19 protein-coding genes are annotated in these 19,383 nt (G+C 59.9%); 5 read left to right on the top strand and 14 right to left on the bottom strand.

Annotated features, from left to right (window positions below):
* The 4 genes from BM300_RS21810 to BM300_RS21795 form a co-directional block, all read right to left on the bottom strand.
* Nucleotides 1-203, bottom strand: a 203-nt coding sequence (locus tag BM300_RS21810; RefSeq protein ID WP_092148953.1) for a hypothetical protein, incomplete at its 3' end; no start/stop codon positions are given.
* 41 nt (nt 204-244) lie between these two features.
* Nucleotides 245-664 carry an organic hydroperoxide resistance protein gene (locus tag BM300_RS21805; RefSeq protein ID WP_003196182.1) on the bottom strand — a complete coding sequence of 140 codons (420 nt, stop codon included), beginning with the start codon at nt 662-664 and terminating at the stop codon, nt 245-247.
* Between the two features lie 490 nt (nt 665-1,154).
* Nucleotides 1,155-2,279, bottom strand: coding sequence for a GGDEF domain-containing protein (locus BM300_RS21800; protein ID WP_092463970.1), 1,125 nt, complete (start codon nt 2,277-2,279; stop codon nt 1,155-1,157).
* A gap of 208 nt (nt 2,280-2,487) precedes the next feature.
* Nucleotides 2,488-3,051, bottom strand: coding sequence for a TetR/AcrR family transcriptional regulator (locus BM300_RS21795; RefSeq protein ID WP_092148947.1), 564 nt, complete (start codon nt 3,049-3,051; stop codon nt 2,488-2,490).
* 151 nt (nt 3,052-3,202) lie between these two features.
* Between BM300_RS21795 and BM300_RS21790 the strand changes: the two genes are divergently transcribed.
* A complete protein-coding gene (locus tag BM300_RS21790; RefSeq protein ID WP_092148944.1) occupies nt 3,203-3,898 on the top strand; it encodes a glutathione S-transferase in 696 nt (231 codons plus the stop codon).
* 149 nt (nt 3,899-4,047) lie between these two features.
* Here BM300_RS21790 and BM300_RS21785 read toward each other — a convergent pair whose 3' ends face one another.
* The gene (locus BM300_RS21785) at nt 4,048-4,422 is read right to left on the bottom strand and encodes a lysozyme inhibitor LprI family protein (RefSeq protein WP_092148941.1); all 375 of its coding nucleotides are present in this window, start codon (nt 4,420-4,422) and stop codon (nt 4,048-4,050) included.
* 691 nt (nt 4,423-5,113) lie between these two features.
* Here BM300_RS21785 and BM300_RS21780 point away from each other — a divergent pair.
* Entirely contained in the window at nt 5,114-5,473 is a 360-nt protein-coding gene (locus tag BM300_RS21780) for a DUF6124 family protein (RefSeq protein WP_072343771.1), read from the top strand.
* Nucleotides 5,474-5,966: 493 nt separating this feature from the next.
* Here the strand turns inward: BM300_RS21780 and BM300_RS21775 are convergent, their stop codons facing one another.
* The 3 genes from BM300_RS21775 to BM300_RS21765 form a co-directional block, all read right to left on the bottom strand.
* Nucleotides 5,967-6,740 (bottom strand): MetQ/NlpA family ABC transporter substrate-binding protein, encoded by a 774-nt coding sequence (locus tag BM300_RS21775; protein ID WP_072407698.1) that lies wholly within the window; start codon nt 6,738-6,740, stop codon nt 5,967-5,969.
* A gap of 79 nt (nt 6,741-6,819) precedes the next feature.
* Nucleotides 6,820-7,494, bottom strand: a complete 675-nt coding sequence (locus BM300_RS21770) for a methionine ABC transporter permease (RefSeq protein ID WP_003196204.1) — start codon at nt 7,492-7,494, stop codon at nt 6,820-6,822.
* Nucleotides 7,494-8,501, bottom strand: coding sequence for a methionine ABC transporter ATP-binding protein (locus BM300_RS21765; protein WP_063323627.1), 1,008 nt, complete (start codon nt 8,499-8,501; stop codon nt 7,494-7,496). The genes BM300_RS21770 and BM300_RS21765 overlap by 1 nt, the downstream gene beginning before the upstream one ends.
* 264 nt (nt 8,502-8,765) lie before the next feature.
* On the opposite strand from BM300_RS21765, the gene katE reads away from it, so the two are divergent.
* Nucleotides 8,766-10,904, top strand: a complete 2,139-nt coding sequence (gene katE, locus BM300_RS21760; RefSeq protein ID WP_092148936.1) for a catalase HPII — start codon at nt 8,766-8,768, stop codon at nt 10,902-10,904.
* Nucleotides 10,905-11,005: 101 nt separating this feature from the next.
* Here the strand turns inward: katE and BM300_RS21755 are convergent, their stop codons facing one another.
* Genes BM300_RS21755 through zur form a run of 4 tightly spaced genes read right to left on the bottom strand, consistent with a single transcriptional unit; the run spans nt 11,006 to nt 13,802 of the window.
* A complete protein-coding gene (locus BM300_RS21755; protein ID WP_092221057.1) occupies nt 11,006-11,719 on the bottom strand; it encodes a PA5502 family lipoprotein in 714 nt (237 codons plus the stop codon).
* Nucleotides 11,720-11,756: 37 nt separating this feature from the next.
* Nucleotides 11,757-12,545 carry a zinc ABC transporter permease subunit ZnuB gene (gene znuB, locus BM300_RS21750; protein ID WP_003196213.1) on the bottom strand — a complete coding sequence of 263 codons (789 nt, stop codon included), beginning with the start codon at nt 12,543-12,545 and terminating at the stop codon, nt 11,757-11,759.
* Nucleotides 12,538-13,320, bottom strand: coding sequence for a zinc ABC transporter ATP-binding protein ZnuC (gene znuC, locus BM300_RS21745; RefSeq protein ID WP_063323624.1), 783 nt, complete (start codon nt 13,318-13,320; stop codon nt 12,538-12,540). Before znuC ends, znuB begins: the two co-directional genes overlap by 8 nt.
* A complete protein-coding gene (gene zur, locus BM300_RS21740) occupies nt 13,320-13,802 on the bottom strand; it encodes a zinc uptake transcriptional repressor Zur (RefSeq protein WP_063323623.1) in 483 nt (160 codons plus the stop codon). Before zur ends, znuC begins: the two co-directional genes overlap by 1 nt.
* Nucleotides 13,803-13,868: 66 nt before the next feature.
* Here zur and BM300_RS21735 point away from each other — a divergent pair, with 66 nt between their 5' ends.
* Nucleotides 13,869-14,798 (top strand): zinc ABC transporter substrate-binding protein ZnuA, encoded by a 930-nt coding sequence (locus BM300_RS21735; protein WP_092463967.1) that lies wholly within the window; start codon nt 13,869-13,871, stop codon nt 14,796-14,798.
* A gap of 174 nt (nt 14,799-14,972) precedes the next feature.
* On the opposite strand, the gene BM300_RS21730 is transcribed toward BM300_RS21735, so the two are convergent.
* On the bottom strand, nt 14,973-15,923 hold the full coding sequence (locus tag BM300_RS21730; RefSeq protein WP_092148926.1) for a homoserine kinase: 951 nt from the start codon (nt 15,921-15,923) through the stop codon (nt 14,973-14,975).
* A 59-nt stretch (nt 15,924-15,982) separates the two neighbouring features.
* Entirely contained in the window at nt 15,983-16,270 is a 288-nt protein-coding gene (locus tag BM300_RS21725) for a DUF2782 domain-containing protein (RefSeq protein WP_025211087.1), read from the bottom strand.
* 74 nt (nt 16,271-16,344) lie between these two features.
* Here BM300_RS21725 and polA point away from each other — a divergent pair, with 74 nt between their 5' ends.
* Nucleotides 16,345-19,113 (top strand): DNA polymerase I, encoded by a 2,769-nt coding sequence (gene polA / locus BM300_RS21720; protein WP_092347786.1) that lies wholly within the window; start codon nt 16,345-16,347, stop codon nt 19,111-19,113.
* Nucleotides 19,114-19,383: the final 270 nt, after the last annotated feature.

The raw sequence follows: 19,383 nt of genomic DNA, 5'->3' as shown, positions 1-19,383 counted from the left end.
CGGTTTTCGATCAGTCGATCCGAGCCACCTTCGGCTACACGGTTTTCGATCAGTCGATCCGAGCCGCCTTCGGCTACGCGTTTTTCGATCAGGCGATCCGAACCACCCTCAGCGAACATAGGTTGAACAGAAGAAGTCGCGAACGCATTGCCGAGCGACAGTGCCAGAAGCGAGCCAACGAGAGTTTTGCCGAGAGTGTTCATGTCCTGATCCTTTTTATTCGTAGATAAAGTGAGTTAGTGAGTTAGACGGTGACGTGCAAACGGACATCGACGTTGCCGCGTGTCGCGTTGGAGTACGGGCAAACCTGGTGAGCCGCGTCGACCAGCGCTTGAGCATCGGCTTGATCCAGACCTGGCAGGTTGATGTGCAGGTCGATGTCCAGGCCGAAACCGCCAGGGATCTGGCCGATGCCGACATGTGCCGTGATCGATGCATCAGCAGGAATGCTGCGTTTGCTTTGGCTGGCGACAAACTTCAATGCGCCAATGAAGCAGGCGGAGTAGCCGGCAGCGAACAACTGCTCAGGGTTGGTGGCTTCACCACCAGCGCCGCCCAAGGCTTTTGGAGTGGCCAGTTTCACGTCGAGAATCTTGTCGCTGGAAACAGCACGGCCATCACGGCCACCGGTGGAGGTTGCGACTGCGGTGTAGAGAACGTTCATGGTGTTTCCTCTATTGCTGATGGGTGGATCGAAATTGTTTGCGCTAAATGTTTGTGCGCTAACCAGTTGAGATAAACTTAACGGGTTAATAGTTAGTGCGCAAGATAAATTTTGATAAATTTATCGATTTTGAGTTAACAAATTGATCTAAAAGGGAATTTATTTTTTGGTTTTGCAATGTCGCCAGCCCGGGTGAGCTGGGAGGTGAGCCACGGGAAGGAGGTTGCTAGGGGATCAGCAGGGCCAGCGCAATTGCAGGCCTTCAAAGAGAGGGAAATTCATAAGCAGAATGATGGGTTTCGATCGCTCCCACGCTCTGCGTGGGAACGCCGCCAGGGACGCTCCGCGTTCCGCTTTTGGAAAGTGACGCAGAGCGTCACGGGATGCATACCCACGCAGCGCCGGCACGATCAAACGCGGGATCAGGGAAAAGTAAAAAAACCGCCGAATTGGCGGTTTTTTGGTTTCGCGCTGGGCAAATCCAACCCGACTAAGCAACAGCCACCCGATTACGCCCCAACGCCTTCGCCCGATACAGGGCTTTATCCGCATCGTTCATCAAGCTGTGAAGATCCTTATTACAGGCCTCCGTCGACGCGACGCCGAGGCTGGCTGATATGCAGAGGACAGGCTCGACCATCAAGCCCGCAATCGTATCGATGAGCCGTTCTGCAATCTGGGTGGCAACCTCAATGGAAGTGTTCGGGAGCAGAATGGCGAACTCTTCGCCCCCGAGCCTACCGTGGATATCCGTTGCCCGAAATGACGAACTGATGACCGCCCCCATCTGGCGCAAAACCTGATCGCCGACCTGGTGGCCGTAGGTGTCGTTGATGTGCTTGAAGTGATCCATGTCCAACATGACCGCGCACAATCCTTGCCGCTTGGCCTTACATTCGTCGTAAAGCTGCTGGGCATGCTCGAAAAACGCCCTTCGACTCTTCAGGCCGGTCAGTTCATCGGTTTGAGCGGCGCGGGTTGAAATGCTGTTCGCCTGTTCCATTTCACGGGTGAGTCGAAAGGCGATCTCCAGTGCCTGGGACATTTTGTGCGTGGCGCGGGCCGCAAATGCCGCGAACACCAGAATCGAAAGGGCCATGCCGAGTTGAATCGGGGACGGTTGAAACAGCAGCCAGATCGTGCACGGCAACAGCACCACGCCAATGGAGACCAGTGTCATATCGCGATAGGCCGAGTAGCAGGACACCGCACTGACGGACATGCCGACTGTAAAGAGCATGACCAACGCCTGTGACAACAGATCGTCCGCCGGCATGAGAACGAACGCCCCGCCGCCCCAGATACTGGCGGATAGCACCAGTGTGACCCAGTATTTGCGCTCCCAATGTCGAGGCGTGCGCTGACTTTCGTCGCTGCGGAAATAGGCAACGAACATCGCGATACGCAACAGCGTCGATGCGGTCAGAATGGCCATCCACCAAAAAATAGCGCCGTGCTCAAAACGATCCCAACACAGCCAACTCAGCATGATGGCCGCGAGGTAACTACCAAAAACCGCAGAAACGGATTGGCGAAACAGCTGCTGCAATCGGTCGGTGCGCACCTGCTCGGCTATTACAAAATCCTGGCCATTGCGCAATCTTGGGCCATACATTTGGACCACCTGGTTATGACGCAACAAAAAAACGATTGTGGCACCCTGCTATTACCGTAAACAACTGAATTACTGTGACTAGGGGATTTATCCCCAAACGCTATGCAGGAACACCCCCCGTGGCGAGGGAGCTTGCTCCCGCTGGGCTGCAAAGCAGCCCCAAGCATTCCAACAGACCAACCGTGTCATCAGCCTAAGAAACGAGCAATCAGGCCGGAATCAACCCCGCTTCCCGGTAGCTCAGTATCAAATCATCGAACAGACCGACATCCGCTCGAGTCCGCGCAATTAACTGAGCACCCGCAACAGCGGTATAAATGGCCCGCGCTCGGCGTTCACATTCTTCTGCGCTACCTGTTCCAGCATCTGCCAGTACCTGGGCGAGCCACGCCACGTTAACGTCCGCAAAAGCCCTGATCTCTCGCGATACTTCATCGGGAAGGTCTTCGTATTCGGCTGCCATGAAGCTGGACAGACAAAGCCTGTTGCCGTCCTCAAGCGACTTTCGAAAAATGGATGCGTACAGCTGCAGGCACTTCTTTGGATCGACATTGGCAGCGCGTATCCCTTCAAGCACTCGCAACGCGTCCTGCCAGTAGCGCTCAGCGACCGCCGCAGCCAGGCCTGCCTTGCTCGGAAAGTGGTAGTAAATGCTGGCGTTCTTGATACCCACCTGGTCGGCAATGCTACGGAAATTGATACCGCTGTAACCGTGCAGTTGGGCAGCGGATTTCGCTGCCGCCAAGATGGCTTCTCGAGCATTTTCGTTCACGTTGCAGCCTCATTTCGAGATTTCTATTCACTTAGGTAACCGCGATTCTACGCCCGGAGCCGTTTACCTGCCAATTGACAGGTAGGGGATTGACAGCACCTGAGTGTCGGCTCAATCTTTGCCTACCAATTGACAGGCAGGTGATTGAATCATGACTTCTTCACAGCAGCGCGTTGACGTTTCCACTGTTCCTACGATGAAAATCTACGATTGGTTCAACGGCCCCTACCCCGCCCGCGTCCGCATTGCGCTGGCGGAAAAAGGATTGCTGCCCAACATCGAATTCGTACCGGTGAATCTCTGGAACGGCGAGCACAAGCAACCCGAGTTCCTGGCCATCAATTACTCCGGGACACTGCCCGTGCTGGAGCTGAACGATGGGACGCGGATCGCCGAGTGCACGGCGATCACCCAGTACCTGGATAGCCTGGACGGTCATCCGACGTTGACGGGCCAAACGGCTGTTGAGAAAGGCATCATCCATATGATGACCAAACGTGCCGAGATCGAGTTTCTCGATGCCGTCAGCGCGTACTTTCACCATGCCACGCCGGGCCTCGGCCCCGATGTCGAGCTGTACCAGAATGCCGAGTGGGGCGCCCGGATGCGCGATAAGGCGATCAGGGGCATGCACTATTTCGACAACCTTCTCAAAGACCGGCCCTTTGTGGCGGGCGACAAGTTTTCGATGGCCGACATTGCGGTACTGGGCGGCATGATCTTCGCCTCGTTGGTGCAACTCGCCGTGCCTGAAGAGTGCGTGGCGCTTCGAGCATGGCATGCCAGGATGGAGGAACGCTCCAGCGTCCAGGCATGGCGTGCCATGGTCGAGCGCGGTGCTGCGTAGCACTGATCATGACCAGCCTGCGTCAGGCATGAAAGAAGGAGCAAGGGCGAGTTGAGCCGCGATAGCAGGTGAACCCACCAAAGAAAAACCCGACGCTTTACGTCGGGTTTTTCGTGGGATACGACTGCAAGCCCGACGTTGTCTACGGGTTACTCGACTTGCGACAGCTTGGCGTCGTCGCAACCGGCAGCACGGCACTCGCGCTCGACAGCCTTGAGTATGACGATACGCGCCTCGGTCTTCTCATTGGCACAGTCCAGGTAGAGCAGGCCATCGTTGGAACAGGCGCTGTCACGATTTTTGATCCACTGGATCTGAGCAGCTTTCACTTTTTTCTTTTGATCCGGGTTCAGGGCACTCATGGTCTTCTTGTACTGCTCGTTGATTTCCTGATCCGACTGAACCATTTTCAGCGACGCGCAATAGGTCCTGTCATAGGCGTTTCTAGGATTATCGCAACTCATCGCAGATGCCGATGCTGATGCCATTGCCAACAATGCCCCAACCAACAAAGACTTGATCACTTACTTCTCTCCCTGAATGCCCTCTATTGATTAGAGGTCGCGGCGGGGAATTTATCATGGGGGTTGTAGAACAATGAAGCAGATCCTATGGTTCATTCGGCCCGAACAAGGGGCAAATGCTGATAGGGATGTGGGAGCAAGTGATTGCTGAAAAAGGCTGCATCGCTCCCGCCGATGCGACTGCCCCCACTTCCTCTACGCCCCAATCCCCGTGGCGAGGGAGCTTGCTCCCGCTGGGCTGCGTAGCAGCCCCAAACCAGCCAAACACATTCCTACAGACCAACCCCGCCAGCCACTCCGCCCATTCGCAAGCACCCCTCTATCCCCGAACTACAGGTAATAAACGCCGCCCGTTTATCCTCCAACCCCAACCATTCCACCAGGCCACCCAACCTTGCGCCTTTGCCTACAACTACGCCAGAATCCGCCCGCTTGTGCGCCTTGCCCCCGGGTTCTATCGTTTCCCTGCCACTGCCCATCAGTGGTCGGGTTTAGTAGCCCGAGGTTTTCCGCAAGATGCATGAGCTCTCCACTCAGGCAGGTGTTCCAATTCCTGTCCTTGATGGTGGCTGTGCGCAGGGCGCTTCGGCGCGCCGGCAATGCTGGAATCCCCGGTCTACTAACCTGCGTACAGCCGCCACCCTTCTTTTAGTAGGGAAGAGGTCGCGGCCTAACTCGAGGATTCCAGCTTATGTTCAAAATAACTCCAAACCCTCCGGAAACGGACCAAGCCCCACCGCACATCAAATCCAAAGCCAAAAAGCACGACGAAGCCACCAAACGCGTCTTGGATCACTACCTGCTACCAAAACCGGAAAAATCCGAAGATGCGTCCCAACCGGGCCAGCTCTTCACCGTCGCAAAAAACGCCGACAACGAATCCCTCCTCGCGAACCTCAGCGAAACCTTGGCGGCAGCCGACGCGATGGTCAGCAACCTGGCTTTCGACCTGGAAGGCCCTCGCCGTCATATTGCTCTCGGTATACAGCAATTGATCGAATTGAGTTCATTGCTGGCGAATCGGGTGTTGGATAACGTTGATCCGCGTTAGCAGGTAAACGTCCTCTCAAAAAGCACACCCGGCATCCTATGTTGGGTGTGCTTTATTTTTGCTCGTTTTAAGGGAACAAAAATCATGAGGGGCATTAGTAGATTGCGAACTTGCGGACTTCGGTAGCCGGCAGGATCGGGCCAGCAAACCCGAAAGCGGGATGGGTTTTGTACCTTGGATGGAGGCGTGAGACGTACTGGCCGAGGTGCCCGAATTTGTCCAGGTACGCGACGTAATGCGCCATAGCGACCGGATTCCTTGTCATAGGAACACGAAAGCCCGCAGAGATTTCTCTCAAGCGGGCCTCGGAAGGTAGGCACGAGAGTCACACCCTCATGCGTTGGGACAATCATTATTGCGGAACAATCGCTATGTCAATCACGGTGATGGATGCCCATGATCTTGAGGGCCTTTCCGTAACGCCGCATATTTCCAAGCAAAAAAAACGGGCCTGCATTCCCACGCAGCCCCGTTTTTTCACCACCTAATCAGCTCAAAACGCCGGCAAAACCGCGCCTTTGTACTTCTCAAGAATAAAAGCCTTCACTTCCGGCGTGTGCAGCGCCGCAACCAGCTTCTTCATCGCCTCACTGTCCTTGTCATCCTCACGAGCCACCAGGATGTTCACATAAGGCGAGTCGTTACCTTCGATAACCAGTGCATCCTTGGAAGGGTCAAGCTTCGCCTCCAACGCATAGTTGGTATTGATCAACGCCAGATCCACCTGGGTGAGCACCCGCGGAATAGTCGCCGCTTCCAGCTCACGGAACTTCAAATCCTTCGGGTTCTCGGTGATGTCCTTGGTCGTCGACAGGATGTTGTTCGAATCTTTCAACTTGATCACCCCAGCCTTCGCCAGCAGCAACAGCGCACGGCCGCCGTTGGTGGCGTCGTTCGGGATCACCACGTTGGCGCCGCCCGGCAGTTCTGTCAGTGCCTTGTACTTGCTGGAGTACGCGCCCAGGGGTTCCAGGTGCACACCGGCCACGCTCACCAGGTGGGTGCCCTTGGCCTTGTTGAATTCATCCAGGTACGGCTGGTGCTGGAAGAAGTTGGCGTCCAGGCGCTTTTCCGCAACTTGTACGTTCGGCTGGATGTAGTCGGTGAAGACTTTGACCTTCAGATCGACGCCTTCTTTGGCCAGGGCTGGTTTGACGAATTCGAGGATTTCCGCGTGCGGGACCGGCGTTGCGGCGACGGTCAGGGTGTCGGCGGCGTGGGCGGAAAACGCTGCGGCGGCAGCGAAGGCAACCAGTAGTTTTTTCATTCAGCTAACTCCTTTTGAGGCGCCTGCTCTTGGCGCCTGCCAGCGAATGGCCGGCTCATGGTTTATTGGCCGCGAGGCCTTATTTTCTAGAAAAATGTACAACCAGTTTGTCGCCCACGGTTTGCAGGACTTGGACCAGCACCAGCAGCAACACCACCGTGACCACCATGACGTCGGTCTGGAAACGCTGGTAGCCGAAGCGGATCGCCAGGTCGCCCAAACCACCGGCGCCGACCACACCGGCCATGGCCGTGTAGGACACCAGCGTAATCGCTGTCACCGTAATCGCGGCAAAAATGCCTGGACGGGCTTCCGGCAGCAAGGCATTGACGATGATCTGCCGCGTGGTGGCGCCCATGGCCTGGGTCGCTTCGATGATGCCGCGGTCGACTTCGCGCAGGGCGGTTTCCACCAGGCGGGCGAAGAACGGTGTGGCGCCGACCACCAGTGGTGGGATCGCGCCGGCCACGCCCAGGGAGGTGCCGGTGATCAATACCGTGAACGGGATCATCACGATCAACAGGATGATGAACGGCAGCGAACGCAGGATGTTCACGATCAGCGACAGCAGCGCGTACACACCGCGGGCCTCAAGCAACTGACGTGGGCTGCAGAGGAACAGCAACACACCCAGGGGCAGGCCGAGCAGCACGGTGAACAGCAGCGAACCGAACAGCATCAGGAAGGTGTCGCCGGTGGCCAGCCAGATTTCCAGCCAGTCGATGTTGGAGAAGAACGAACTCAACAGTTCCATTAGCGCAGCACCTCCATGTGGACATCGGCCGCGGTGAAGCGGGCGAACGCCGCCTCCATGTCACCGCCGGTGATGGCGAGGGTCAGTTGCCCGTAGGGGGTGTCTTTGATGCGGTCGATACGACCGGCCAGGATGCTGTAGTCCACGCCGGTTTCCCGGGCGACGGTGCCGAGCAATGGCGCGTAGGTCGCGTCGCCCTGGAACGTCAGACGCACGATGCGCCCGGGCACGTGGGCGAAGTCGTCACGCTGTTCGCTTTCGTCGATCTGCTCGTCTTCCTGGACAAAACGCTTGGTGGTCGGGTGCTTGGGGTGCAGGAACACCTCGGCCACCGGGCCTTGCTCGACGATCACGCCGGCATCCATCACCGCCACTTGATCGCAAACCCGGCGGATCACGTCCATTTCATGGGTAATCAGCACGATGGTCAGTTTCAGCTCGCGGTTGATTTCCGCCAGCAGTTGCAGCACCGAGGCGGTGGTCTGCGGGTCGAGGGCGCTGGTGGCCTCGTCGCACAGCAAAATCTTGGGTTTGGTCGCCAGGGCGCGGGCGATGCCGACGCGCTGCTTCTGGCCGCCGGACAGTTGCGCCGGGTATTTCCTGGCGTGGTCGGACAGGCCAACCCGCGCCAGCAACTCGGCGACGCGCTGGTCGATTTCGCTGCGGGACAATTCGCCGGCCAGCGTCAGTGGCAGCGCCACGTTGTCGGCCACGGTCTTGGACGCCAGCAGGTTGAAGTGCTGGAAAATCATCCCGACTTGCTGGCGGAAGCGGCGCAGGCCGCTGGCGTCCAGGGCGGTGACTTCCTCGCCGTCGACGATGATCTTGCCGCCAGTGGAGTCTTCCAGGCGATTGATCAGGCGCAGCAAGGTACTTTTTCCCGCACCGGAATGGCCAATCAGGCCGAAGACCTGACCGTTCTCAATCGTCAGACTGGTCGGATGCAGGGCGGGGATATCCCTACCGGCGACTCGGTAGGTTTTATGGACGTCTTGAAACTCGATCACGTAGCGAACCTTGTGGGGCGCGTTGGAAAAGGATCAGCGGTTAGCCGGGCGCGCATTTTAGCCTGTCCGTATAGAGGTTCTTAGCATTTATTTGCGATCAGACCTGTCATTTGGCAATAACGCGATCAAAGGCCATAAAAAAAGGAACACGGCCAAACGGCATCGGTCACTCATTAAGCCACTCGAAATGCCGGGGTCATGCACCTGCGGTATCGAACTCAGATTCCTGGCCCCGGCGAGGAACGCAAAGAGGAGTCATGCCTGATGAGTATCAAAAAGCCCACGGTCAACAAGAGCCAACTGGCCGGGACCGACACGCTGGATCGCGGCAACACCAACGCCAAGCTCGAGAGCCTGGAACAGTTTCGCTCCGACGCTACCGAACAGGCGTTGCGCACCAACCAGGGCGTGAAGATCGCCGATAACCAGAACACCCTGCGCGCCGGCCCCCGCGGACCTTCGCTGCTGGAAGATTTCATCATGCGTGAAAAAATCACGCACTTTGACCATGAACGCATTCCGGAACGCATCGTCCACGCCCGCGGGACCGGCGCCCATGGTTATTTTCAGAGCTACGATGCGCATTCGGCATTGACCAAGGCCGGTTTCCTACAAGACCCGAGCAAGAAAACCCCTGTGTTCGTGCGTTTTTCCACTGTGCAAGGCCCACGCGGCTCCGGCGACACCGTGCGGGACGTGCGCGGCTTCGCGGTGAAGTTCTTCACCGACGAAGGCAACTTCGACCTGGTGGGCAACAACATGCCGGTGTTTTTCATTCAGGACGCGGTGAAGTTTCCGGATTTTGTCCACGCGGTAAAACCCGAGCCCCATAACGAAATTCCTACAGGCGGCTCGGCCCACGACACGTTCTGGGATTTTGTCTCGCTGGTGCCGGAATCGGCTCATATGGTGATCTGGGCGATGTCTGACCGGGCCATTCCAAAAAGCCTACGCACCATGCAGGGTTTTGGGGTGCATACCTTCCGCATGATCAACGCCGAAGGCAAAAGCAGCTTCGTCAAATTCCACTGGCGCCCTACGGTTGGCACCTGCTCGTTGGTATGGGACGAAGCCCAGAAACTGGCGGGCAAAGATACGGACTATCACCGTCGCGATCTCTGGGAGTCGATCGAGATGGGCGACTACCCGGAATGGGAATTCGGCGTGCAGATCGTCGCCGAGGAGGACGAGCATAAGTTTGACTTCGACCTGCTCGACCCGACCAAAATCATCCCTGAAGAGCTGGTGCCCATCACGCCCCTGGGCAAGATGGTGCTCAACCGTAACCCGGACAACTTCTTTGCCGAGGTCGAGCAAATCGCCTTCTGCCCCGGGCATATCGTGCCGGGTATCGACTTTTCCAACGACCCGTTGCTGCAAGGGCGGCTGTTTTCCTACACCGATACGCAGATCAGCCGACTCGGTGGGCCGAATTTTCATGAGCTGCCGATCAACCGGGCGATCACCCCGGTACACAACGGCCAACGGGATGCTATGCACCGCACCACCATCGACAAGGGACGTGCATCCTACGAGCCGAACTCCATCGACGGTGGCTGGCCGAAGGAAACCCCGCCTGGCCCGGAAGACGGTGGCTTCGAGAGTTATCCGGAGCGCATCGATGCCTACAAGATCCGCCAACGCAGCGATTCGTTCGCCGACCATTTCTCCCAGGCGCGGCTGTTCTACAGAAGCATGAGCGCCCATGAAAAAGAGCACATCATCGCGGCTTATAGTTTCGAGCTGGGCAAGGTGGAGCGTGAGTTCATCCGGGCGCGGCAGGTCAATGAGATCCTCGCCAATATCGATCTGGAACTGGCCGGGCGAGTGGCGAAGAACCTCGGGTTGCCGGCGCCTACCGCGGGCACCGTCGATGTGCCAACGCCGTCGCTGGAGCAGTCTCCGGCCTTGAGCCAGGCGAACCTGCTGTCTGGGGACATCAAGACGCGAAAAGTGGCGGTGCTGGTGGCTAACGGTGTCGATGCAGCGATCATCGATGCCCTCAAGAAGGCGCTGAAGGCCGAGGGCGCCCACGCCAAAGTGCTGGGGCCGACTTCCGCACCAGTGACCACGGCCGATGGGAAAACGCTGGCGGTGGATGCGTCCATGGAGGGGTTGCCGTCGATTGCCTTTGACGCGGTGTTCGTGCCGGGTGGGGCGGAGTCGATCAAGGCTTTGAGTCGCGACGGCGTGGCGTTGCATTACGTGCTGGAGGCCTACAAGCATCTGAAAGCCATTGGGCTTCATGGTGAGGCCCGGCAGTTGTTGGTGGAGTTGAAGCTGGAGGTGGATGCGGGGTTGATCGAAGATGCGGATACGAGCGGTTTTTCGCGGTTTTTCGCGGCGATTGCTCAGCATCGGGTCTGGGCGCGGGAGGCTAAGGCTAAGGCGGTTCCAGCCTAAAGAGATTTGCTGTCTGGTAGGGCGCTATCGCGAGCAAGCTCGCTCCACATGGGGTCCCTGTGGGAGCGAGCTTGCTCCGGGCGGCGTTCCGACGATGCTTTTTAGGGCTTATGCGGTGTCAGCACCATCTGTGCCGGCACACTGCGCAAAATCTGCTTTTGCAGCTTCAAATCAAACCCCGGGTCCAGTTTCTTGACCCGCTTGGTCAGCAACGTCGCCAACCACGGATAATCATCGGTGCGCGGCGCCTGGATGGTGACGTCACACTGATAATTCACCACGTCGGCGGCGATGGCATCCAGTTGCCGACGCATTTGCTGTATATCGGCTAGGTTGAGCGCAACTGTGGTACTGGGGGCGCTCGGGTCGATCACTTTGGCGACCGGTTTGGCTTCGGCGGCCTTGAGGTCGGCCTCGGCTTTATCCAGGTCGGCCTTGCGGGCTTCGGCAATGGCGCTGTTGACCTCGCCAGTGAGCGCTGGGGCCTTGGGCATCAAGGCTCGGGCACGGCTCAGGGCGGTGGCGGCGGCGTTGACATCGCCTTTTTGCAGATCGATCTGGCTGCGGCGCAAATACGCCTCGGCCAGTTGCCGCTGATAGGGTTCCAGCGACCGGTCTTCGGGTGACTGGGCTTGCAAGGCGGCCAACTGGTCTTCGGCGGTGGCCAGCTCATTGCTGGCAAGGCTTTGCTCGAGCTGCGCGATGGCCGGGCCCCGGGTATCGGGAGCCTCGGTGACCGGCGGCGTACTCTGGCACGCGCCCAGCAGCAGGGAAAACGCGACAAGGAGCAGATAACGGGAGGCGAACGGCTTCATTCCTGCGACTCTCTATTTGCGCAAAAAGCGAGCAAGTCTACACCCCTCGACGAGGTAGGACAAAACTCAGCAGAAACAGCGCGGCGGCGCTGACCACGATCGATGGGCCGGCCGGAGTGTCCTTGAACCAGGAAAGTGCCAGGCCGCCACACACCGCGAGCATGCCCAGCAGGCTCGCGCCCAGGGCCATTTGCTCGGGTGAGCGGGCGTGACGCTGTGCCGCAGCCGCCGGGATGATCAGCAATGACGTAATCAGCAACACCCCGACGATTTTCATCGCCACCGCGATGACCACCGCAATCAGCAGCATCAGTGCCAGTCGCAACCCCAGCACAGGCAGGCCTTCTACCCGGGCCAGTTCCTCGTGCACGGTGACGGCCAGCAAGGGACGCCAGAGCGCCACCAGCAACAGCAGCACCGCGGCGCTGCCGCCGAGGATCCACGACAGGTCCGTCGGACTGATCGCCAACAGGTCGCCGAACAGATAGGCCATCAGGTCAATCCGCACGTCATGCATGAAGCTTAGTACCACCAGCCCGAGGGACAGGGTGCTCGGCGCCAAAATACCCAGCAGCGTGTCGGACGCCAGCGGTTGGCGGTGTTGCAAGGTCACCAGTACCACCGCCAGCAACAGGCAGCCAACGGTCACCGCCACCGCCGGGCTGACGTCCAGCAGAAACCCCAAGGCCACGCCGAGCAACGCCGCGTGGGACAAGGTGTCGCCGAAATAGGCCATGCGCCGCCAGACCACGAACGAACCCAAGGGGCCGGCTACCAGGGCGAGTGCCAAGCCTGCGAGCAGGGCGTACAACAGAAAATCAGCCATGCTTGCAGCCATCTCCATGAACATGATTGGAAGCGGAAGGGGCGCTGACCACCGAGCCATGCAGGTCATGGGCGTGGTCATGGTGATGGTGATAAATCGCCAGGCTTTGTGCGTTTTTTCCGAATAACTCGACGAAAGCCGGATCGCCACTGACTTGCTCGGGATGCCCGGAACAGCATACGTGACGATTGAGGCAGACCACCTGGTCGGTGGTGCTCATCACCAGGTGCAGGTCGTGGGAGACCATCAGCACGCCGCAGCCGTGGCGGTCGCGCAGGCGCGTGATCAGGCTGTACAGCTCGGCCTGCCCCGCCACATCGACGCCTTGCACCGGCTCGTCGAGCACCAGCAGCTCAGGCTCGCGCAGCAGGGCGCGAGCCAGCAATACGCGCTGCATCTCGCCGCCGGAGACGCTTTGCACCGGGCTGTCGATCACCTGTTCGGCGCCCACTTCGTTGAGCGCGGCCAAGGCGCGGGCGCGGTCCACGCCCGGCACCAGGCGCAGGAAGCGCAGCACGGACAGCGGCAGCGTCGGATCGACGTGAAGTTTTTGCGGCATATAGCCGACGCGCAACCTGGGCTTGCGCCAGACGCTGCCGCTGTCGGGCTTGAGCAAGCCCAGCACGGCGCGCACCAGGGTGGTCTTGCCGGCGCCGTTGGGGCCGATCAAGGTCACGATCTGCCCCGGCTCGACGCTCAGGTGGATGTTGTCCAGCACGCTCTGCCCGGCGAACGTCACGGCCACCTGTTCGAGGCGGATCAACGCATTGCTCATCAGGCCCCCTGGCAGCCGGAGCAGAGACCGACCACCTCGACGGTCTGGGTGTCGACCACGAAGCCGACGTCCTTGGCGCTGGCGATGATGGCATCGCTGATGGACTTCTGTTCCAGCTCGATGGCGGCGTGGCATTGCCGGCAGATCAGGAACTGGCCTTGGTGGGCGTGCTCCGGGTGGTTGCAGCCGACGAAGGCGTTCAGCGACGAAATGCGATGCACCAGGCCGTTTTCCAAGAGGAAATCCAGCGCCCGGTAGACCGTCGGCGGTGCGGCGCGGCGGCCGTCCTGCTCGCTGAGCACGGCGAGGATGTCGTAGGCGCCCAGTGGCTTGTGGCTTTGCCAGACCAATTCCAGCACGCGCCGACGCAGGGCGGTCAGGCGCAACCCTTGGCGCGCGCAGATGGCGTCGGCCTCGGACAGCGCGCTATGCACGCAGTGGGAGTGATCGTGGGGGCGACTGGCAAGGGGTGTAATAGGCATGGGCAGCGACGAGTTTAGTGAGAGACGTTATTATGTTACCCGTTCTCGCCTCTACGAGTGGTCATCGTGTCCCGATTTTTTTCGTTCTTTGTCGCTTTTGTCGCAAATTTTCTACTGATTGGCCCAGCCCAGGCCGAGGTCAAGGTGCTCACCAGCATCAAGCCGTTGCAACTGATTGCCGCCGCTGTGCAGGATGGCGTAGCCGTTCCAGAGGTGTTGCTGCCGCCAGGGGCTTCGCCGCATCACTATGCGTTGCGGCCATCGGATGTTCGCAAGGTGCAGTCGGTGGACCTGCTTTATTGGATCGGCCCCGATATGGAAGGCTTTCTCCCGCGGGTGCTCAACGGTCGCACGCTGCCCTCCGTCGCCATCCAGGATTTGCCGGGGCTCAAGTTGCGTCACTTCGCCCAGGACAGCGCGTCCCACGAGGACGATGACCATGACGGCGACGAACACGATCACGACCATCGCCCCGGCACCGTGGATGCCCACTTGTGGCTCTCGCCGCTCAATGCGCGGGTGATCGCCGCCAAAATGACGGTCGACCTGAGCGCGGCGGATCCGGCCAACGCGGCCCGTTATCAAAGCAACCTCAAGGGCTTCAACCAGCGTCTCGATGCTTTGGACACACGCCTCAAGGCGCGCCTGGCCGGGGTCGCGGGCAAGCCGTATTTCGTCTTCCACGAGGCGTTCGACTATTTCGAAGACAACTACGGCCTCAAGCACGCCGGGGTGTTCGCCGTGGCCGCCGAAGTCCAGCCTGGTGCCCAGCATGTGGCGGCAATGCGCACGCGCTTGCAGGCCGTGGGCAAGACCTGTGTGTTCAGCGAACCGCCCCTGCGCCCGCGCCTGGCCGAAACCCTGGTGGCCGGGTTGCCGGTGAAGCTGGCGGAGCTCGATGCACTGGGCGGCTACACTCCGGCGACGGCGCAGGGATATGAGCAGTTGTTGGAGACGTTGGGCAATGATCTGGCGGGGTGCCTGGAGTCGCTATAACCCCGTCGATGCACAAACCTGTGGCGAGGGGATTTATCCCCGCTGGGGCGCGTAGCGGCCCCAAGAAATATCTTCCGCCGCGGTCCGTCAGATCCAAAGCATGGGGCTGCTTCGCAGCCCAGCGGGGATAAATCCCCTCGCCACAGGAGCAGCCCGCTTCGCGCTTGTCTGCTGTTACAGGGCGAACGGCAGCAACGCGTGAACCGTCTGCCGCTGCGCCAAGCGCTGCTGGAATTCCATCGGGTCGTGGATCAACACATCCTGCCCGGCAAAGGATTCAGCAGCGATCAACCGCGACAGCCAGAACCGCACGCACGCCACGCGCAGCATGGTCGGCCACAGTTGCGCCTCAGCGGCGGTAAACGGTCGCAGCGTCGCATAGGCGCCCAGCAGCGCTCGCGCCCTGGGTCCGTCGAGCGCGCCGTTGTCGTCCGAGCACCAGTCGTTCAAGGCAATGGCAACGTCATACAGCATTGGCCCCGAGCAGGCGTTGTAGAAGTCGATCAGCCCGGTCAGGTGCGTGCCTTCGAACATCGCGTTGTCGCGGAACAGATCGGCGTGGATGTTGGCGCGCGGCAGCGCCAGGATGCCGACTTTCTGCAACGAGATTTCATCCAGCGCCGCTTCGAGCAGCCGACGCGGCTCGGCGTCGAGGTGCGAGAGCAGCTTGGCGCCCTCCTCCTGCATCCAGTCCAGGCCACGATCGGTCTTGCGCTTGATCATGTTGTCGCGGGTTGCCAGGTGCAGGTGCGCGAGCAGCTCGCCGACCTGGGCGCAGTGCTGGGTGTTGGCTTGCTTGATGTGCTTGCCGGCCAGGCGCGGTTGCAGCAGCGCCGGCTTGCCCGCCAGTTCCCGCAGCGCGACGCCGTCGGTGGTGCGCAAGGCGTAAGGCACCGGCAGGTCGGCGTCATGCAGCACGTCCAGCAGTTCGATGAAGAACGGCATTTCCTGCACCGGACCGCGTTCGACCAGGGTCAGGACGAATTCGCCCTGCTCCAGGCTGATAAAGAAATTGGTGTTTTCGCTGCCGGCGGCGATCCCCTGGAAATCAAGCAGGCGGCCAAGCCCATAAGGGGCGAGAAAGGTTTCCAGCTCGGGCCGAGCCAGGGGCGTGAACACAGACATGGTTAAAACTGCCAGTACGGGCGCCCTTCAGCGGGCGCCGGTTGAAGTGCAGAGCGGTATTACCACTCAAAGATTTTCCACGACGGAATCAGCATATCCGGCTGATCCGAACGGATGAAGTTTGCATCGCTGCCGTCGGCCCGCACCAGGAAATAAGGCTTGCCGTTCTTGGGCGTGACCTTGATCGCGTACAAAAAGCCGTTTTGCCGGTACTCCTGAATGGTTTTATCGCCTTCGGTACGGATGGTGACATCCGGGTCCGCCGAGGGTGCGTCGTCCGCCGCCATGACGGCCAACGGGGTGATTGCAAACAAGCCAGCCAGTAACAGGCGATTTAGTGTACGCATGATAACCTTGTCCCTTTGTCGTCAACGGTCCCGCTATTCTAGCCCCGGACCCGCCGAAAAGGTTGATCCTGCTCATGAGCCAAGCCCCCCTCGTCCTGGTGGACGGTTCTTCTTATCTGTACCGCGCCTTTCATGCGCTGCCACCGCTGACCACGTCCAAAGGCCTGCCGACCGGTGCGGTCAAGGGCGTGCTGAACATGCTCAAGAGCCTGCGCAAGCAGTATCCGGACAGTCCGTTTGCCGTCGTATTCGACGCCAAGGGTGGGACGTTTCGCGATGCGTTGTACGCCGAATACAAGGCCAACCGCCCGAGCATGCCCGACGACATGCGTGTGCAGATCGAGCCGCTGCATGCCAGCGTCAAGGCCCTGGGCTTCCCGCTGTTGTGCGTGGACAACGTCGAGGCCGATGACGTGATCGGCACCCTGGCCCGCAGTAGCGCGGCGGCCGACCGTCCGGTGGTGATCTCCACCGGCGACAAAGACATGGCGCAATTGGTCGATGGGCACATTACCTTGGTCAATACCATGACCGGTAGCGCCCTGGACGTGGCTGGCGTGAAGGAGAAGTTTGGCGTCGCTCCCGAGCAGATCATCGATTACCTGGCGTTGATGGGCGATTCTTCCGACAACATCCCGGGCGTTCCGGGTATCGGGCCGAAGACCGCTTCCGGCCTGCTGGTGGGCGTCAATGGCGGCCTGACCGAGCTGTACGCGCAACTGGACATCGTCGCCACCTTGCCGATCCGTGGCGCCAAGACCCTGGCTGCCAAGCTCGAAGAGCACAAGGAAATGGCGTTGCTTTCCTACGAGTTGGCAACCATCAAGACCGACGTACCGTTGGATGTCGGCCTCGACGACCTGCAAATGGGCCAACCGGATCACGAGAAACTCGCCGAGCTGTACACGTTGTTGGAATTCAAGAGCTGGTTCGAAGAAAACCAGCGGGACGCCAAGCGTGCCGGCCAGGAGATCGTTGAAGTTGCCGAAGAACAGCCCGGCGCGGCCGAGGCCAAGTACGAGGTCATCCTCGATCAGGCGCGCTTCGACGCGTGGCTGGCCAAACTGGACAAAGCGCCGCTGTTTGCCTTCGTCACCGAAACCAACGGCGGCGATGCCCAGCATTCGCAACTCGTCGGCTTGTCGTTCGCCGTGGCCCCTTTCGAGGCAGCCTACATCCCGCTGACCCATTCCTACATGGGTGTGCCGGAGCAACTGGACCGCGACACAGTGCTCAAGGCCCTCAAGCCGCTGCTGGAAAACCCGAACAAGCTCAAGGTCGGCCAGCACGCCAAGTTCGAAACCAACATCCTGGCCAACTGCGCCATCGATGGCGATCAGAATAACGGCATCCTGGTCCAGGGCATCGCCTTCGACACCATGCTCGAATCCTACGTGCTGGACTCCACCGCGACCCGCCACGACATGGACAGCCTGGCGCTCAAGTACCTGGGCCAGAGCAAGACCGATTTCCAGGACATCGCGGGCAAAGGGGTCAAGCAACTGACCTTCGACCAGATCTCCCTGGAACTGGCCGGCCCTTACGCCGCCGAAGACGCAGACGTGACCTTCCGCCTGCACCAGGCCCTGCAGGAAAAACTGGCGGCCACGCCAAGCCTGGGCACCGTGCTCAATGACATCGAAATGCCGCTGATGCCGGTCCTGGCGCGCATCGAGCGCCAGGGGGCGCTGGTCGATGCCAACCTGCTGGGTGTGCAAAGTGTCGAGCTGGGGGAAAAACTGGTGGCGCTGGAGCGTGAGGCGTTTGCCATCGCCGGCGAGGAGTTCAACCTGGGCTCACCGAAGCAATTGGGCGTGATCCTGTACGAAAAACTTGGCTTGCCGGTGCTCAGCAAAACCGCCAAGGGCCAGGCGTCCACCGCCGAAGCGGTGCTCGCCGAGCTGGCGGAGCAGGATTACCCGCTGCCCAAGGTGCTGATGCAATATCGCTCGCTGAGCAAGCTCAAGAGCACCTACACCGATCGTTTGCCGGAGCAGATCAATAGCCGCACCGGCCGTGTCCATACCAATTATCAACAGGCCGTCGCCGCGACCGGGCGCCTGTCGTCCATCGACCCGAACCTGCAGAACATTCCGATCCGCACGGCCGAAGGTCGACGCATTCGCCAGGCCTTCATCGCGCCGAAAGGTTACAAGCTGCTGGCGGCGGACTACTCGCAGATCGAACTGCGGATCATGGCGCACCTGGCCAAGGATGAAGGTCTGCTCCATGCGTTTCGCAATGATCTGGACGTGCACCGGGCCACGGCCGCCGAGGTGTTCGGCGTCGACTTGGACGCGGTCACCCATGACCAGCGCCGTAGCGCCAAGGCGATCAACTTCGGCTTGATCTACGGCATGAGTGCGTTCGGCCTGGCCAAGCAGATCGGCGTCGATCGCAAGCAGTCCCAGGCTTATATCGACCGCTACTTCGCCCGCTACCCGGGTGTGCTGGCGTACATGGAACGCACCCGCGCCCAGGCGGCCGAGCAAGGTTTTGTCGAAACCATTTTCGGTCGCCGGTTGTACCTGCCGGACATCAACGCGAAAAACCCGGCCCTGCGCAAAGGCGCCGAGCGCACGGCCATCAACGCGCCGATGCAGGGCACGGCGGCTGACATCATCAAGAAAGCCATGGTCGCCGTGGATCGCTGGCTGACGGCGTCCGGGCTGGATGCGAAGGTCATCCTGCAGGTACACGACGAACTGGTGCTGGAAGTGCGTGAAGACCTGGTCGACCAGGTGCGCGAGGAAATCCGCCAGCACATGAGCGCCGCCGCCACGCTGGACGTGCCGCTGCTGGTGGAAGTGGGCGTGGGTAATAACTGGGATGAGGCGCATTGAGTCGTAGGCTCTGAAGCTGGCGCAGGTCCCGTGGCGAGGGAGCTTTCTCCCGCTGGGTGGCGCAGCCGCCCCAAACATTTTGTGAGCGCTTCGCACTCAAGCGGGAGCAAGCTCCCTCGCCACATTGGCTCACTGAAACCCCGGGACGATGTCTTTAGTTCGGAAAATTCCTAAGGCTATTTCCAAAAATAATCTGAACTAAACCCGTCAAATGCCACTCAGAGATTCTGAATGGCTGGTGAAGCCCTTCAATGCTCCTATGTTGTGTTA

The sequence above is a fragment of the Pseudomonas sp. NFACC46-3 genome, assembly GCF_900114515.1.
Lineage (GTDB): Bacteria > Pseudomonadota > Gammaproteobacteria > Pseudomonadales > Pseudomonadaceae > Aquipseudomonas > Aquipseudomonas fluorescens_Q.
This window is presented reverse-complemented; position numbering and strand designations above follow the sequence as displayed.

What these genes read in the sequence shown, in the direction of transcription:
- BM300_RS21775 (WP_072407698.1), bottom strand. Translation starts at nt 6,740, where the DNA reads ATGAAAAAACTACTGGTTGCCTTCGCTGCCGCCGCAGCGTTTTCCGCC.
- znuB (WP_003196213.1), bottom strand. Translation starts at nt 12,545, where the DNA reads ATGGCTGATTTTCTGTTGTACGCCCTGCTCGCAGGCTTGGCACTCGCC.
- BM300_RS21755 (WP_092221057.1), bottom strand. Translation starts at nt 11,719, where the DNA reads ATGAAGCCGTTCGCCTCCCGTTATCTGCTCCTTGTCGCGTTTTCCCTG.
- BM300_RS21790 (WP_092148944.1), top strand. Translation starts at nt 3,203, where the DNA reads ATGACTTCTTCACAGCAGCGCGTTGACGTTTCCACTGTTCCTACGATG.
- znuC (WP_063323624.1), bottom strand. Translation starts at nt 13,320, where the DNA reads ATGAGCAATGCGTTGATCCGCCTCGAACAGGTGGCCGTGACGTTCGCC.
- BM300_RS21780 (WP_072343771.1), top strand. Translation starts at nt 5,114, where the DNA reads ATGTTCAAAATAACTCCAAACCCTCCGGAAACGGACCAAGCCCCACCG.
- BM300_RS21725 (WP_025211087.1), bottom strand. Translation starts at nt 16,270, where the DNA reads ATGCGTACACTAAATCGCCTGTTACTGGCTGGCTTGTTTGCAATCACC.
- BM300_RS21800 (WP_092463970.1), bottom strand. Translation starts at nt 2,279, where the DNA reads ATGTATGGCCCAAGATTGCGCAATGGCCAGGATTTTGTAATAGCCGAG.
- zur (WP_063323623.1), bottom strand. Translation starts at nt 13,802, where the DNA reads ATGCCTATTACACCCCTTGCCAGTCGCCCCCACGATCACTCCCACTGC.
- BM300_RS21730 (WP_092148926.1), bottom strand. Translation starts at nt 15,923, where the DNA reads ATGTCTGTGTTCACGCCCCTGGCTCGGCCCGAGCTGGAAACCTTTCTC.
- polA (WP_092347786.1), top strand. Translation starts at nt 16,345, where the DNA reads ATGAGCCAAGCCCCCCTCGTCCTGGTGGACGGTTCTTCTTATCTGTAC.
- katE (WP_092148936.1), top strand. Translation starts at nt 8,766, where the DNA reads ATGAGTATCAAAAAGCCCACGGTCAACAAGAGCCAACTGGCCGGGACC.
- BM300_RS21805 (WP_003196182.1), bottom strand. Translation starts at nt 664, where the DNA reads ATGAACGTTCTCTACACCGCAGTCGCAACCTCCACCGGTGGCCGTGAT.
- BM300_RS21770 (WP_003196204.1), bottom strand. Translation starts at nt 7,494, where the DNA reads ATGGAACTGTTGAGTTCGTTCTTCTCCAACATCGACTGGCTGGAAATC.